Below are 13,380 nucleotides of genomic sequence, written 5' to 3'. Positions count from 1 at the left end.
ATGAACGCTGCGCGACCACTGGGTGGGAGCCGGGACTTGCCCGGGTGGGTGCCGTCCGCTTACCTGACCGGATGGTCGGTAACGAGGTGTTCCTGGTCGACGGCGTCCGCACACCGCAGGGGAAGTACGGCGGCGCGCTGGCCGGCGTCCGGCCCGACGACCTGGCCGCGCTGGTGGTCGGGGAGGCGCTGCGCCGCTCCGGCGCCCCGGCCGAGGCCGTCGAGGAGGTCGTGCTCGGTGCGGCCAACCAGGCCGGCGAGGACAACCGGGACGTCGCCCGGATGGCCGTGCTGCTGGCGGGGCTGCCCGACACCGTCCCCGGCTTCACCACCAACCGGCTGTGCGCCTCCGGGCTGACCGCCACCGCCTCGGCCGCCGCAGCCATCCGGGCCGGCGAGCTGGACCTGGCCATCGCCGGGGGCGTGGAGTCCATGACCCGCGCGCCCTGGGTGATGGCCAAGCCCGGCACCCCGTGGGCCCGCCCCGGCGAGGTCGTGGACACCTCGCTGGGCTGGCGGTTCACCAACCCGGTCTTCGCCGCCCACGACCGCGGGGTGGAGCACCCCGAGGACCCCCGCACCCGCAAGATCACCCTGTCGATGGGTGAGACCGCCGAGGAGATCGCCGCGCTCGACGGGCTGACCCGCGACGAGTGCGACGCCTTCGCCGTCCGCAGCCACACCCGCGCGGTCGCCGCCCAGGAGGCCGGCCGGTTCGACGCGGAGATCGTGCCGGTCGAGGTGGCGGGGAAGAAGGAGACGGTCACCGTCACCCGCGACGAGGGCCCGCGGCCGGGCTCCTCGATGGAGTCCCTGGGCAAGCTGCGGCCGGTCTTCCGGTCGCACGGCATCGTCACCGCCGGCAACAGCTCCCCGCTGTCCGACGGCGCCGCCGCGCTGGTGCTGGCCTCCGCCGACGCGGTCGAGCGGCACGGCCTCACCCCCCGCGCCCGGGTCGTGGTGTCGGCCTCGGCCGGCGTCGCGCCCAACGTGATGGGCCTGGGCCCGGTGCCGGCGACGGAGAAGGCGCTGGCCAAGGCCGGCTGGACCGTCGCCGACCTGGACGCCGTCGAGCTCAACGAGGCCTTCGCCGCGCAGTCCCTCGGCGTGCTGCGCCGGCTGGGCATCGACGAGGAGATCACCAACGCCGACGGCGGCGCCATCGCCCTGGGCCACCCGCTGGGCTGCTCGGGCGCCCGCCTGCTGGTCACGCTGCTGGGCCGGCTGGAGCGCGAGGGCGGCCGCCGCGGGCTGGCCACGCTCTGCGTCGGCGTCGGCCAGGGCGTGTCGATGCTGGTGGAGCGGGTCTGATGCCGCGCACGGTCGGCGTCGTCGGCGGTGGCCGGATGGGCGGCGGCATCGCCCAGGTGCTGCTGGGCACCGGGGCGTCCGTGCACGTGGTCGAGGCCGGGGGGTCCGCCGCGCAGGCCGCGCACGACCGCATCGTCGCCGGGCTCGAGGAGGCCGCCCGCCGCGGCAAGCTGTCCGGGTCGGTCGAGGACGCCGCGGCCCGGCTGACCATGGTCGACACCCCCGCCGAGCTGCCCGCCGACTGCGAGCTGGTGGTGGAGGCGGTGCCGGAGGTGCCGGCGCTCAAGGTCGAGGTGCTGACGGCGGCCGAGCGCGCGATCGGCCCCGGGGCGGTGCTGGCCACCAACACCAGCTCGCTGTCGGTGACGGAACTGGCCGCGGCCCTGCAGCGCCCGCAGCGGTTCGTCGGCATGCACTTCTTCAACCCGGTGCCGGCGTCCAAGCTGGTCGAGGTGGTGCGGGCCGCCGACACCGCCGAGGACGTCGTCGCCACCGCGCTGGGCTGGGCCGAGGCGCTGGGCAAGACCGGCATCGTCGTCCGCGACTCCCCCGGGTTCGCCTCCTCGCGGCTGGGCGTGCTGCTCGGGCTGGAGGCGATCCGGATGCTGGAGGAGGGCGTCGCCGACGCCGAGGCCATCGACACCGCGATGGAGCTGGGCTACCGGCACCCGATGGGCCCGCTGCGCTCCAGCGACCTGGTCGGCCTGGACGTGCGGCTGGCGATCGCCGACTACCTGGCCGGGGAGCTGGGCGACCGGTTCGCGCCGCCGCAGCTGCTGCGTGACAAGGTGGCCGCCGGTGACCTGGGCCGCAAGACCGGCCGCGGGTTCCACGACTACAGCTGAGGAGACGACGGAGTCCCATGAGCGAGCCAGCCGTGCAGCGCACCGACGACGGGGCCGTGGCGACCCTGACCCTGCCCGCCCCGGGACTGACCCACGACATCCGCCTGTCGCTGACCGACCACCTGCGGGCACTCGCCGAGGACGCCGCCGTGCGGGCCGTCGTCCTCACCGGTACGGGCAAGGCGTTCTGCGTGGGTCAGGACCTGGCCCAGCACGTGCAGGAGCTGCGCGAGGGCCGGCCGGCGCTGGACGTCGTCCCGGCCGAGTACAACCCGATGGTGCTGGCGCTGGCCGCGCTGCGGGTGCCGGTCGTGGTAGCGGTGAACGGCGCGTGCGCCGGGGCCGGCCTGGGCCTGGCGCTGGGCGGCGACCTGCGGGTGGCCGCCGCCGGCGCGAAGTTCACCACCGCGTTCGTCGGCGTCGGGCTGGGCAGCGACTCCGCGCTGGCGTCCCGCCTGGTGCACTGCGTGGGCGGCTCGCGGGCCGCCGAGCTGCTGCTGCTGCCCACCCCGTTCACCGCCGAGCAGGCCGCGGAGTGGGGCATGGTGCACCGGGTCGTGCCGGCCGAGGAGGTGCTGGCCACCGCGCAGGCGCTGGCCGCGCAGCTGGCCGCCGGCCCCACCGCCGCCTTCCGCGCGGTCAAGGAGGTCCTGGCGACCGCGGCCACCGACTCGCTGGGGACGACGCTGGCGAAGGAGGCCGAGCTGCAGAGCGCGCTGGGCCACACCCACGACCACCAGGAAGCCGTCGAGGCCTTCCTCGGCAAGCGCAAGCCCACCTTCACAGGCGCCTGACCCCCACACCCCCACCCTCCGCCCCCGGGTGCAGGCGTCACCTGATGGCACTGGCCCACTTCTGCGCCGGAACGGGCCATGACCGTCAGGTGACGCCGATCGAGGGGCGGTAGCAGAGCGGCAGCGCGGGTGGGGCTCGTCGTGCACATCGGCTGCGGTTGTCCACGGATCGGCCACCTGGGCGCTGGTGCCGCTGCCGTACCCGCACCGTGCGGTCATGAGCGTGGAACTCGGTCAGGTCATGGGGGCGGACGGCGCCCGGTTGCGGAGCGAGGTCGCCGCCGAGACCGGGACGACCAGCGTGAGCCGCTGGATCCGGGACGGCCGGCTGCTGCGACCGCTCCCGGGCGTCCTCGTCGTCCCGGACCGCGCCGGTGAGTGGCGGACCCGGGCCACCGCGGCGGTGCTGTGGTCGCGGCGCCGCCTGTGCGGGCGCAGCGCGCTGTACCTCGCCGACCTGGTCACCGAGGCAGGCGGTCTGGTGCACGTCGCCACGGGCACCGGTCGTCACCTGACCCCCCGCCGTCCAGACTGGGTGCAGGTGCGGGTGGTGGACGACCTGGACGGACCGGTGCGGCAGGGCCTGCCGGTGACCCGCGACGTGGTCTCCCTCGTCGACTGCTGGGGCCACGCGCACTCGGAGCGCGGTGGCCGGCGGGCCGTCGAGGTGGCGCGCGGTGCGGTGATCGGTGCGGTCCGCCGGCGCAGGGTGACCGCTGACCAGGTCCACGACGAGGTGCTGGGACGGCCGCGCCTACCGGGCCGGGGCCTGCTGTTGGAGCTGGTGGCTGCACTGCGGGCCGGGGCGCAGAGCGAGTTCGAGGTCTGGGGCATGCAGCACGTGCTCGACGTGCCCGGCCTGCCTGCGGTCCAGCAGCAGTACGCACTGGAGACCGCCATCGGCACGATCCGCTTCGACGGCGCGCTCGAGGCGGAACGGTTGGGCATCGAGCTGGACGGCGCGGCCTACCACCGGTCGCCGGACCACTGGGCGCGGGACCGTCGACGCGACGCAGCCGCGCTGGCCCTGGACTGGGCGACCCTGCGGATCGACTACCGGCGCGCCCACGCCGATCCTGCGGCCGCCCGCGCGGAGATCGCCGCGGCGTTCCACGCCCGCGCGCCGCGCATCGCCCGCGAGCGAGCCGTCATCTGACGCCTACGGCCCGGAACCCGGCAGAAGTGGTCCATCACCGTCAGGTGACGCCTCCGCCGGGGCAGCGGAGGGGGGGTGGGGGTGGAGATGCAGGTGGGGGTTGGGTGGGATTGGTGGTGGGGTCAGTAGAGGAGGTCGGCGCAGGCTTCGCAGCTGTCCTCGTCGGCGCCGTCCCAGACCTGCTCGACGTCGACGCGGGCGAGGGCGCCGCACACCGCGACCTCGCAGGCGCCGTCCAGCTCGGACGGGCTGCGGTGCAGCTCCACGGCGTGCCAGATGCCGGTGCTGCGGCCCTGGGCGGCGGCGAGGGTGAGGACGAGTTGGCTCATGACCCAACCGTCGGCCTCCCGACGGCGCCCCCGCAGGGACGCCGGCCACGAACTCACCCGTCCGGGTTGGTCAGCTCCTGCCCGTCAAGCGGGACGCCCCGCAGGTCGCTACGGCGTGTCCACCTCCTGGCAGCACCTGGCCGTGACCTGCGGGTTCCCTGGACCGCATGCGCCCGTCCGCATGCCGTGGCACGGTGCCGCCATGCAGCTCACCAAGCACGGGCACGCCTGCGTCGTCCTGTCCGACGGCGACCGCCGCCTGCTCCTGGACCCCGGCGCGTTCACCGAGGAGTCCGCCTGGGACGGCGCGTCGGCGCTGCTCATCACCCACGAGCACTTCGACCACCTCGACGTCGAGCGCACGAAGCAGGCCCTGGACGCCGACCCGGCCCTGGAGGTGTGGACCAACCGCTCGGTCGCCGAGCAGCTGGACGCCGGCCAGCGGGTGCACGTGGTCGGCCACGGCGACGCCTTCACCGCCGCCGGGTTCGACGTCGCCGTGCAGGGCGAGTGGCACGCGGTCATCCACCCCGACATCCCACGCATCGCCAACGTCGGCTTCCTCGTCGACGGGCGGGTCTTCCACCCCGGCGACGCGCTGACCGTCCCCGAGGGCGGCGTCGAGACGCTGCTGCTGCCGCTGCACGCCCCGTGGTCGAAGACCGGCGAGCTCATCGACTACGTGCGCGAGGTGGCGCCCGCGCACTCGCTGGCCGTGCACGACGGGCTGCTGAACGAGACCGGTCTGATGGTCGGCGCGAACTTCCTCGGCGAGAACGGTCCCGGCGTCCCCGGCGAGTACCGCCGGCTCGCCCCTGGGGATTCGGTCACGGTCTGAGTCGCGCCGCACCCGGCCGGGTAGGGGCCCCCGCATGAGCAGCCCGAGCGCGAACGAGGACTACGACATCGAGCCCCAGGGCGACGGCCAGTACGTCGTCCGCCTCACCGACGGCGAGGAGACGATGGAGACCTGGTTCCGGCTCACGCCCGAGGCGCTGGCCGAGCTGGGTGTCGACGCCGGCGACGAGGCCGACCTGGTCGAGCGCACCGTGGTCTTCCTCCGCAGGCACCAGGAGGTCCCCGACTTCCCCGACATCGTGGAGATCGAGGACGTGCTGGCGACCTACCCCGACTACCGGGAGGCCGTCACCAGCGACCGGTGAGCCGGGGCGCCAGCCAGCGCGCCACGGCCAGGTACTTCTCGTCGGCGTGGTTGTCCACGCAGTGGTCGCCGTCCGGCCACTCCTGCCAGGTGCGGTCGGCCGAGCCGGCCAGGTCGTGCAGGTGCCGGGCGTTGGCCACCTTGAAGACCGCGTCGCGGGTGCCGTGCTGCACCAGCAGCGGGCAGGTCAGCCCGGCGAGGGTGGCGGCGTCGAGCTCGAGGTCGTCCATCAGCGTGCGGGAAGCCTCCGGGTCCAGCCCCAGCATCGCCTGCACCTTCGCCAGGAACCGCGGGAACCGGGTGTGCGTCTCGGCCGGGCGCACCGTGCCGCCGGTGACCACGCAGGCGGCGATCCGCGGGTCCTGGGCGGCCAGCAGCGCGGCCAGGTGCCCACCCATGCTGTTGCCCCACACCGCGACCCGGTCACCCAGGCGGGGGTCGGCCAGCACGTGGTCGACCGCGGCCGACAGCGCCAGCCGGACGTCGCGGTCCAGGTGCAGCCCGCCCAGCACGCGGGTCTCGCCCTGCCCGGGTGCATCCAGCAGGAACAGCGCCACGCCCCGGTCGCGGACCAGCTCGGCGCCGGCGGCGTACTCCTCCCGCCAGGCGTCGATGCCGCCGAGCACCACGACCACCGGCGGGCGGACGACGTCGGCCGGGCGCAGCAGCCAGCCGCGCAGGCTGCGGCCCCGCCACGGCACCAGCACGTGCTCGGCCGGCGGGTCCAGCAGCGCGCCGGCCCGGCCGAACGCGTCGACCAGGTCGCGGTAGAGCACCCGCTTGGCCGGCCCGTCCTCCAGCGGCACCTGGCCGAAGCTGTAGCAGGCCGCGGCGCGCAGGAACCGGTCCCGCGCGGTGGCGCGGTCGCCGGCCTCGATGGCGGCCATCGCGGCGGTGGTCTGCCGGCGGGCCAGCCGCGCGGCGACCTCGGACCACGCCGAGCCGGCGCTGACCCGGGCGTGCAGCTCGTCGGCGTCGGTGGCCTGCATGCCGTTGCCGACCAGGCGGTGGCGGGGCATCGCCCGGATGAGGGCGGCCGCCGCCCGCTGCCACTCCAGTGCGTGCGCGGTCACACGAGACCAACGCCTCGCGGCGGGGAGGGTTCCCCGGCAGGTCAGCCGTCCGCGAGCGCCTGCTCCAGGTGGGCGGGCAGCTTGGCCAGCTCGCCGTCGACGGTCCGCTCGACCAGCCGCTGCATCGAGCTGCGCTGCAGCAGGCGCACCAGCCGCGAGCCGCGGACCGGCTCGTGGGTGACGGTGATGGTGACGTCGGTGCCGTCGGCACCGCCCTTGCCGGCGTCGGCCAGCTCGATGCGGGTCGTCCAGGTCTCGGGGGTCAGCTCCAGCCGGGTGACCACGACGCGGGCCGGCCGCCACTCCACGATCGTGCCGCGCGGGGCGCCGTCCTTGGGGCTGGCGCCGTCGGTGAGCTCACCGGGCGAGCAGACGAAGGTCGCGCCCGTGCCGACCGGCCCGGACACCACGTAGGAGACGTCGCAGACCGCGCAGTAGGGGTGCAGGACCGCCAGCGCACGCCAGACGTCCTCCCGGCGTTCGGGCACCCGGCGGGTACCGCTGGCAGTGGTCACGACGACGACGGTAGGACGGCGACCTGCGGCACAGCTCAGCGGCCGCCGACGGAGACCTCGAACTCCACCTGGCTGACGTCCGGGCGCAGCCGGGAGAACGAGTGCACCAGCGGGTTGCCGAACCCGTCGAACACGGTCGTGCGCACCACCAGCAGGGGCGAGCCGGCGACCACCTGCAGCACCTCGGCCTCCTCGGCCGCGGCGGTGCCGACGTCGACCACGATCCGGGCGCGGGCGAGGTCGGCCTCGTACTCGCGGCGGAGGAACTCGTAGAGCGAGCCGTGCCCGAAGTCCTCGGTGGCCGCCTTGGGGTAGTCCTCGGCGGGCAGGAAGGAGCGGACGACGTGGTTGGGCAGCCCGTCCACCGACCGCAGCCGCACCAGCTCGACGACCTGGTCCGCCGGCTCCAGCCGCAGCTCCGCGGCGACCGTGGTCGGGGCGGTGAGCACCTGCTGGCCGAGCACGGTGGTGCCGACCTGGGCGCCCTGCTCGGTCATCACCGAGTGGAACCCGGCGATCCGGTGCACGAAGCTCTCGCGGTACTCGTGCCGGATGCCCGGACGCGTGACGTAGGTGCCGCGCCCCTGCTCCCGCACCAGGTGGCCGTCGGCCACGAGGCCGTCGACGGCCCGGCGCAGGGTGATCCGGCTGACCCCGTACTCGGCGCACAGCACCGGCTCGGGCGGCAGGAGCGCGTGCTCGGGCATCTCCAGCACCCGCCGGCGCAGGTGCTCGCGGACGGCCAGGTACTTGGGTCCGGTGTCCGCGCTCACGTGCGAAAGGTACTCGATCGCAAGACGTCCGGACGTCATGACGAATGGACGGGTTGCCGGACGGTTCCGTCGTGCACCCATCGGTGGTTAGCATTCCGGAACACTCCGTTCCAGAGCCCAGGAGGGCCGGCATGACCACCCGGACAGCGCCACCGGCCCCCCGACCGGTCGGCCGACCGAGGGACCCGGCCCTGGACGTGGCGATCCTGGACGCCGCGCTGCAGCTGCTGTGCGAGGGCGGGCTGGACGCCTGCGCCCTCGACGAGGTGGCCCGCCGCGCCGGGGTCGGCAAGGCGACCATCTACCGGCGCTGGCGCAGCAAGGACGACCTCGTCCGGGACGCCTTCGGCAGCACCTCCCCCGACCTGGTCCCCGAGGACGGCGGTTCGCTCACCGTCGACGCGCGGGCGCTGCTGCACGCACTCGCCGGCGCGCTCGCCTCGCCCCGCGCCCGGGCCTGGCGGCGCACCGTCCCGGCCCTGGGCCCGGAGGCCCCGCTGCAGCCCGCCCTCCCCGACGGGCCGGTCGGCGACTGGCCCGCCGCCGCCCGGGCGGTGGTCGCCCGGGCCGAGGGCCGCGGCGACGTCCCCGCCGGCGGGTTCCCGGCCCTCGCCCTCGAGGCCGCCGGCGCCGTCCTGGTCGCCCGGTGGCTCACCGGGGAGGACCCGGCGGCGGTCGCGGACGCCCTGGTGGCCGAGCTGCTCGCCGCCGTCGTCGAGCCGCACCTGCCCCGCTGAGGCCTGTCGGGGCCGCGGTCAGGCCCGCCACCTGCGACGATGCCCGGGTGGCGAACGAGGACTGGCGAACTCTGAAACGCGACGCGACGCGTCGCCGGCTCACCGACGCCGCCTACGAGCTCTTCGCCGCGCACGGCTACGACGCGGTCTCCGTCGCCGACATCGCCGAGGCGGCCGACGTGTCGGTGCCCACCTTCTACGCCTACTTCCGCACCAAGGAGCACGTCGTCCTGCCCGAGCAGGACCTGTCCTGGATCCGCACCCACCTCTCCCGGACCCCGGCCGACCTGCCGCTGCCCGAGCGCATCCGGCTCGGGCTGCACGCCATCGTGGGCGAGATCGAGGAGCACGCGCGCCCGGAGTCCATCCGCCGCTGGCAGCTGGTGCACGCCGAGCCGGCCCTGCGCCGGCGCGCCTACGACCGCGAACGGGCGTCCGCGGACTCCCTGGCCGAGGTGCTCGGCGTCGACCTGGCCACCCCCGAGGGCGCCGCGGACGTCGTCGTGCTGTCGGCCTGCCTCAGCGCGTCGACGACCTCGTTCCTGCGGTGGGCGGAGACCGGCGGCACCCGCCCGCTCACCGAGCTGATCGACGAGGCCTTCGCCGCCCTCCGCTCGATCTGACCTACCGGGGCTGCAGCTCGATCACGGTCACCTCGGGTCGGGCACCGACCCGCATCGGCGGGCCCCAGTAGCCGGCGCCGGCGGTGACGTAGAGCTGCGTGTCCCCCTGCTGCGACAGCCCCTCCACGGCGGGCTGGTCCAGCAGCACCGCGTAGTCGAAGGGCCACAGCTGTCCGCCGTGGGTGTGCCCGGACAGCTGCAGGTCCACCCCGGCCGCCCGCGCCTGCTCGACCTGCACGGGCTGGTGCGCCAGCAGCACGACCGGCCGGCTGTCGTCGCGGCCGTCCAGCGCGGCGTCGAGGTCCGCGCCGTGCCCGGCCAGCCCCGAGGCGGCCGCCGTCCGGTCGTCGATGCCGGCCAGGTCGAACACCGCGCCGCCGCGGCCCAGCTCGACCCGCTCGTTGCGCAGCACGTCCACGCCCAGGGTGGGCAGGTGCCGCAGCCACTCGTCGGTGTCGGGCACGAAGTACTCGTGGTTGCCGGTGACGAAGAAGGCGCCCTGCCGGCTGACCAGGTCCCCCAGCGGGGCGACGTCCTCGCGCAGCTCCGCCAGCGTGCCGTCGACCAGGTCCCCGACCACGGCGACGACGTCGGGCTGCTGGGCGTTCACCGTCTCCACCAGCCGCTCGAACCGGCGTCCCCCGTAGGTCGCGGACAGGTGCCCGTCGGAGAAGGTGACGATCCGGTAGCCGGCCAGCTCCGGCGGCAGGCCGGCCAGCCGGATCGGCACCCGCCGGACGACGGGGGCGGAGTTGGCCGCCCACACCCCGTAGCCCGCGGTCCCCACCGCCGCGACGCCGGCGGTGACGGCCAGCGACCGGGCCAGGAACAGCCGCCGCGAGACGTCCACCGGCTCCGGGGCCGCCTCGGCGGACGGTCCGGTCGACGGCTCGGGCGACGGCTCGGGAGCCGGGGACGAGGGGACGGCGCGCCGCTGCCGGGCGCGCAGCACCCAGCGCACGGGCTCGAGCACCAGCAGCGCCAGGAACAGGTAGAACGCCAGCCCCAGCCACGTGTAGCCGACCCAGTCCAGCGGCGTCTGCACCGCGAACGGCAGCGACCGCCGGCCGACCACCGCGGCCACCACCAGGACGGCGAGGACGACGACGGCGACGGTGGCCCACCGCCGGACCGCTCCCGGCCGGGTGGTGCTGCGCACGAGCCGGAACCAGAGGTACCCGTGCAGCAGCACCATCGCGAGGGAGACGACGGCACCGAAGGCGATCACGGTGCCAGTCTCACCGCTTGCGCGTGACCCCGTTCAGCACGGGGCCCAGCGTCGGCCACAGCGCCCAGAAGTCGCGCTCGGCCTGCACGGCCCGCATCTCCTCCAGGGCGTGCAGCCGGCCGTAGGTCCAGGCGTTCTCGCCGGCGGCGAAGGCGGCCAGGCCCTGGGTGCGGCACAGCTCCCGGGTGACCACGGTGTCCTGCCGGTCGCCCAGCACGTCCTGCAGCTGCTTCATCGCGTCGACCACGCCCATCACGGCGCCGTTCTTCTTCCCGCCGGCGTCCAGCACCGGGGCGGCGACCTCCGCGGTGTAGCGGACCCGCTTGCCGGCCTTGCGCACCTCGTGCAGCGCGAGGTCGTAGGGGCTCTCCGCCGCGCCGTGCACCTCGCCGTCCTCGGCGAACTCGGCGTCCTCGGCGGTGTCGACCAGCTTCTGCAGCCGCTTGACCGTGTGCCGCAGCACGTCGGCCAGCACGTCGGCGGCGGGCTCGGCGGCCCGCTCGGTCGGCGGCGGCGCGGCGACCAGGGCGTGCAGGGCGTCGAGCAGGTTCAGGTACCGGGACAGGCTCAGGGTGGCGACGGCGTGGCCGGCGCCCGCGGTCCCGCCCTGGATCTCGGCCTGCTGCAGCCGGGCGGCGACGGGGCCGAGCACGAACTCGGGGGGCTGGGCGGCGACGAGCTCGCGCAGGTGCTCCAGGGAGACCTCGGCGTCGCGGGTGCCCGAGAGCTCCTGCCCCAGCCACTGCAGCTCGTCGCGGACGGCGTCGGTGCGGGTGCGGTCGAGCACCGGGCGGTAGGCGGCCAGGATGCTGCGGATCCGGCGCGCGGCGACCCGCACCTGGTGCACGCCGTCGGGGACGTCGGTGCGGACCATGAGGTCGGCCCGCTGCAGCGCCTCCAGCTGGCCGCCGACCGCGGCGACGACGACCTCGCCGGCCTTGGGGACCGCGGCCAGCCGCGCGGCCTCCGCCGCCTCCTTCGCCGCGGCCTTCTTCGCCTTCTTGGCCTGCTTGGCGGCCTTCCTGGCGGCCTCCTCGCGGCGGGCGAGCTCCTTGGCGCGGGCCTTCTTGCCGGTGGGCAGCGGCTCCTCGACCACCGGGGCGTCCTCGCCGTCGCCGGCGTCGTCCTCGTCGTCGGCCTCGTCGGCGACCGGGGCCGGCGGCGGGCCGGCCAGCCGGTCGGCCAGGACCCGGGTCAGCTTCGCCGCCGACGCCGAGGGGCGGGCACCGGAGACGACCAGCTCGGCGCCGACCGCGCCCAGCAGCTCCTCGTCGCCGTCGACCAGCTCGACCTCGACCTCGCGCCAGGTGGTGACGACGGCGGCCTCACCGGCGGCGGCCGGCAGCGCGGTGCCGGTGACCTGGTCGTCGGCGACCTCGACGAGCACCCGGCCGTCCTCGCCCAGCAGCGGGACGACGGTGCGGCGGGTGTGCAGGGTCGCGACCTGGCCGGCCGGGGCGCGCCGGACGACGCCCAGCACCGGCAGCAGCACCGCCCGCGGCGGGGACTTCAGCGCCCGGCCGAGCACGGTGTGCAGCTCGCGGCGGGCGCCGGCGGCGGCCGGGAGCTTGAGGTGCCAGCCGTCGTCGGGACCGCCGGTGCGACGGCGCAGGGTGATCCGGGCGCGGGCCAGCCGCAGGTCGGCGGTGTCGTAGTAGGTGGCCGCCAGCTCGTGCACCACGGGGGCGCCGACCGAGGCCACCCCGGGCACCCCCGCGAGGTCGGGCAGCGCGAACGTCTCCTCGACGTCGAACTTCCGCTCGATCTCCGTGTGCTCGGTCGCCACGCTGCACCCACTCCTGCTCGGTTGATCCGCTGAGGTGGGCTTTCTACCTCAGCCAGGTGAACGGCAACCCCGTGGTCGATCATGGGCGGCGATGAGCACCGTCCGGCGCGAGCTGCTGCCCCTGGCCCTGACCGTCCCGTGGGCGGTGTGCGCCGGGTTGCGCGCCACCGGCACCGAGCGGGGCTGGCCCCTGGTCCCCGGCATGTCCTTCGTCCCCTACGCCGCGGCGTCGGCGGTGCTGCCGCTGGGGGTCGCCGCGGCCCGGCGGGCCCCGCTGGCCACCGTGGTCGCCGCGGCCGCCGCGGGTGTGCTGGCCGGGGCGACCGCAGGCCGCACCGTGGCCGCGCCCCCGCCCGGGGCGGGGCCCCGGGTGCGGATCGTGTCGGCGAACCTGCTGCACGGCCGCGCCGACCCCGCCGTCCTGGTGGAGCTGGTGCGGTCCTTCGACGCCGACGTCCTCTGCCTGGTCGAGCTCACCCCGGACGCCGACCGCCGGTTCCGGGATGCCGGGCTGGCCGACCTGCTGCCCAGCGAGCACGTGCGCGGGCACCGGCCCGGTGCGCCGCCGGCCGCGGGCGGTGCGGTGTGGACCCGGCTGGAGGTGCTCGGGCGGTCGGGTGCACCCGGCCGGTTCGAGCAGCCCGTCGTCCGGCTGGCCGTGCCCGGCGGTCCGGACCTGGAGGTCGTCGCGGTGCACACCGACCCGCCGGTGACCACGCGGCGCACCCGCCGGTGGGAGCGGGAGATGGCGCAGCTGCCCGCGGCCGGCGGCGACGTGCTGCGGGTGCTGGCCGGTGACTTCAACGCCACCCCCGACCACGCCACCTACCGCCGGCTGCTGGCCCGGGGGTACGCCGACGCCGGTGCCCGCACCGGCCGCTCGCTGGTGCACACCTGGACGCCGGAGGGCCGCCCGCAGCCCCGGCTGACCCTGGACCACGTGCTGGCCGACCGCCGGATCGGCGTGGCCTCCTTCGAGGTGCACGACCTGCCCGGCAGCGACCACCGCGCGCTGGCGGCGGAACTGGTGCTGCCGCCGGTCTGAGGGG

The 13,380-nt window shown here is 75.8% G+C and carries 15 protein-coding genes; 9 read left to right on the top strand and 6 right to left on the bottom strand.

Annotated features, from left to right (window positions below; all coding sequences use genetic code 11):
- Positions 1–71: 71 nt before the first annotated feature.
- From BLT39_RS18005 to BLT39_RS17990, 4 genes are all read left to right on the top strand, one after another.
- Positions 72–1,310 carry a thiolase family protein gene (locus tag BLT39_RS18005; RefSeq protein ID WP_091066899.1) on the top strand — a complete coding sequence of 413 codons (1,239 nt, stop codon included), beginning with the start codon at positions 72–74 and terminating at the stop codon, positions 1,308–1,310.
- Positions 1,310–2,155 carry a 3-hydroxyacyl-CoA dehydrogenase family protein gene (locus tag BLT39_RS18000; protein ID WP_091066896.1) on the top strand — a complete coding sequence of 282 codons (846 nt, stop codon included), beginning with the start codon at positions 1,310–1,312 and terminating at the stop codon, positions 2,153–2,155. Before BLT39_RS18005 ends, BLT39_RS18000 begins: the two co-directional genes overlap by 1 nt.
- A gap of 17 nt (positions 2,156–2,172) precedes the next feature.
- Positions 2,173–2,949, top strand: coding sequence for an enoyl-CoA hydratase-related protein (locus BLT39_RS17995; protein ID WP_091066892.1), 777 nt, complete (start codon positions 2,173–2,175; stop codon positions 2,947–2,949).
- Positions 2,950–3,166: 217 nt separating this feature from the next.
- Entirely contained in the window at positions 3,167–4,105 is a 939-nt protein-coding gene (locus BLT39_RS17990; protein WP_131801510.1) for a hypothetical protein, read from the top strand.
- Positions 4,106–4,227: 122 nt separating this feature from the next.
- Here the strand turns inward: BLT39_RS17990 and BLT39_RS17985 are convergent, their stop codons facing one another.
- On the bottom strand, positions 4,228–4,434 hold the full coding sequence (locus BLT39_RS17985; RefSeq protein ID WP_091066885.1) for a hypothetical protein: 207 nt from the start codon (positions 4,432–4,434) through the stop codon (positions 4,228–4,230).
- Between the two features lie 202 nt (positions 4,435–4,636).
- Here BLT39_RS17985 and BLT39_RS17980 point away from each other — a divergent pair, with 202 nt between their 5' ends.
- Together BLT39_RS17980 and BLT39_RS17975 are read left to right on the top strand one after the other, a co-directional pair.
- Positions 4,637–5,272 (top strand): MBL fold metallo-hydrolase, encoded by a 636-nt coding sequence (locus tag BLT39_RS17980; protein ID WP_091067394.1) that lies wholly within the window; start codon positions 4,637–4,639, stop codon positions 5,270–5,272.
- Positions 5,273–5,306: 34 nt separating this feature from the next.
- Complete coding sequence (locus BLT39_RS17975) at positions 5,307–5,597, top strand: hypothetical protein (RefSeq protein ID WP_091066881.1); 291 nt, start codon at positions 5,307–5,309, stop codon at positions 5,595–5,597.
- On the opposite strand, the gene BLT39_RS17970 is transcribed toward BLT39_RS17975, so the two are convergent.
- Genes BLT39_RS17970 through BLT39_RS17960 form a run of 3 tightly spaced genes read right to left on the bottom strand, consistent with a single transcriptional unit; the run spans position 5,581 to position 7,957 of the window.
- Complete coding sequence (locus BLT39_RS17970) at positions 5,581–6,669, bottom strand: alpha/beta hydrolase family protein (RefSeq protein ID WP_091066878.1); 1,089 nt, start codon at positions 6,667–6,669, stop codon at positions 5,581–5,583. The two genes, BLT39_RS17975 and BLT39_RS17970, sit on opposite strands and share 17 nt — an antisense overlap.
- Before the next feature lie 41 nt (positions 6,670–6,710).
- On the bottom strand, positions 6,711–7,184 hold the full coding sequence (locus tag BLT39_RS17965; RefSeq protein WP_091066874.1) for a polyketide cyclase: 474 nt from the start codon (positions 7,182–7,184) through the stop codon (positions 6,711–6,713).
- Positions 7,185–7,219: 35 nt separating this feature from the next.
- Complete coding sequence (locus tag BLT39_RS17960) at positions 7,220–7,957, bottom strand: GntR family transcriptional regulator (RefSeq protein WP_242658525.1); 738 nt, start codon at positions 7,955–7,957, stop codon at positions 7,220–7,222.
- A 131-nt stretch (positions 7,958–8,088) separates the two neighbouring features.
- On the opposite strand from BLT39_RS17960, the gene BLT39_RS17955 reads away from it, so the two are divergent.
- Together BLT39_RS17955 and BLT39_RS17950 are read left to right on the top strand one after the other, a co-directional pair.
- Complete coding sequence (locus BLT39_RS17955) at positions 8,089–8,694, top strand: helix-turn-helix domain-containing protein (RefSeq protein WP_165640314.1); 606 nt, start codon at positions 8,089–8,091, stop codon at positions 8,692–8,694.
- Between the two features lie 47 nt (positions 8,695–8,741).
- Entirely contained in the window at positions 8,742–9,317 is a 576-nt protein-coding gene (locus tag BLT39_RS17950) for a TetR/AcrR family transcriptional regulator (RefSeq protein WP_165640313.1), read from the top strand.
- Position 9,318: 1 nt separating this feature from the next.
- Here BLT39_RS17950 and BLT39_RS17945 read toward each other — a convergent pair whose 3' ends face one another.
- Positions 9,319–10,545: a metallophosphoesterase gene (locus BLT39_RS17945; protein ID WP_242658524.1), complete on the bottom strand. Its 1,227-nt coding sequence runs from the start codon at positions 10,543–10,545 to the stop codon at positions 9,319–9,321.
- A gap of 10 nt (positions 10,546–10,555) precedes the next feature.
- On the bottom strand, positions 10,556–12,331 hold the full coding sequence (locus BLT39_RS17940) for a CYTH and CHAD domain-containing protein (RefSeq protein ID WP_091066861.1): 1,776 nt from the start codon (positions 12,329–12,331) through the stop codon (positions 10,556–10,558).
- 91 nt (positions 12,332–12,422) lie between these two features.
- Between BLT39_RS17940 and BLT39_RS17935 the strand changes: the two genes are divergently transcribed.
- The gene (locus tag BLT39_RS17935; protein WP_091066858.1) at positions 12,423–13,376 is read left to right on the top strand and encodes an endonuclease/exonuclease/phosphatase family protein; all 954 of its coding nucleotides are present in this window, start codon (positions 12,423–12,425) and stop codon (positions 13,374–13,376) included.
- Positions 13,377–13,380 lie beyond the last annotated feature (4 nt).

It is taken from the genome of Klenkia brasiliensis (genome assembly GCF_900100695.1).
Lineage (GTDB): Bacteria > Actinomycetota > Actinomycetes > Mycobacteriales > Geodermatophilaceae > Klenkia > Klenkia brasiliensis.
Note: the sequence above shows the minus strand (reverse complement) of the source record. Positions and strands in the feature narration are given on the sequence as shown.

What these genes read in the sequence shown, in the direction of transcription:
- BLT39_RS18005 (WP_091066899.1), top strand. Translation starts at nt 72, where the DNA reads ATGGTCGGTAACGAGGTGTTCCTGGTCGACGGCGTCCGCACACCGCAG.
- BLT39_RS17975 (WP_091066881.1), top strand. Translation starts at nt 5,307, where the DNA reads ATGAGCAGCCCGAGCGCGAACGAGGACTACGACATCGAGCCCCAGGGC.
- BLT39_RS17985 (WP_091066885.1), bottom strand. Translation starts at nt 4,434, where the DNA reads ATGAGCCAACTCGTCCTCACCCTCGCCGCCGCCCAGGGCCGCAGCACC.
- BLT39_RS17935 (WP_091066858.1), top strand. Translation starts at nt 12,423, where the DNA reads ATGAGCACCGTCCGGCGCGAGCTGCTGCCCCTGGCCCTGACCGTCCCG.
- BLT39_RS17955 (WP_165640314.1), top strand. Translation starts at nt 8,089, where the DNA reads ATGACCACCCGGACAGCGCCACCGGCCCCCCGACCGGTCGGCCGACCG.
- BLT39_RS18000 (WP_091066896.1), top strand. Translation starts at nt 1,310, where the DNA reads ATGCCGCGCACGGTCGGCGTCGTCGGCGGTGGCCGGATGGGCGGCGGC.
- BLT39_RS17995 (WP_091066892.1), top strand. Translation starts at nt 2,173, where the DNA reads ATGAGCGAGCCAGCCGTGCAGCGCACCGACGACGGGGCCGTGGCGACC.
- BLT39_RS17990 (WP_131801510.1), top strand. Translation starts at nt 3,167, where the DNA reads ATGAGCGTGGAACTCGGTCAGGTCATGGGGGCGGACGGCGCCCGGTTG.
- BLT39_RS17980 (WP_091067394.1), top strand. Translation starts at nt 4,637, where the DNA reads ATGCAGCTCACCAAGCACGGGCACGCCTGCGTCGTCCTGTCCGACGGC.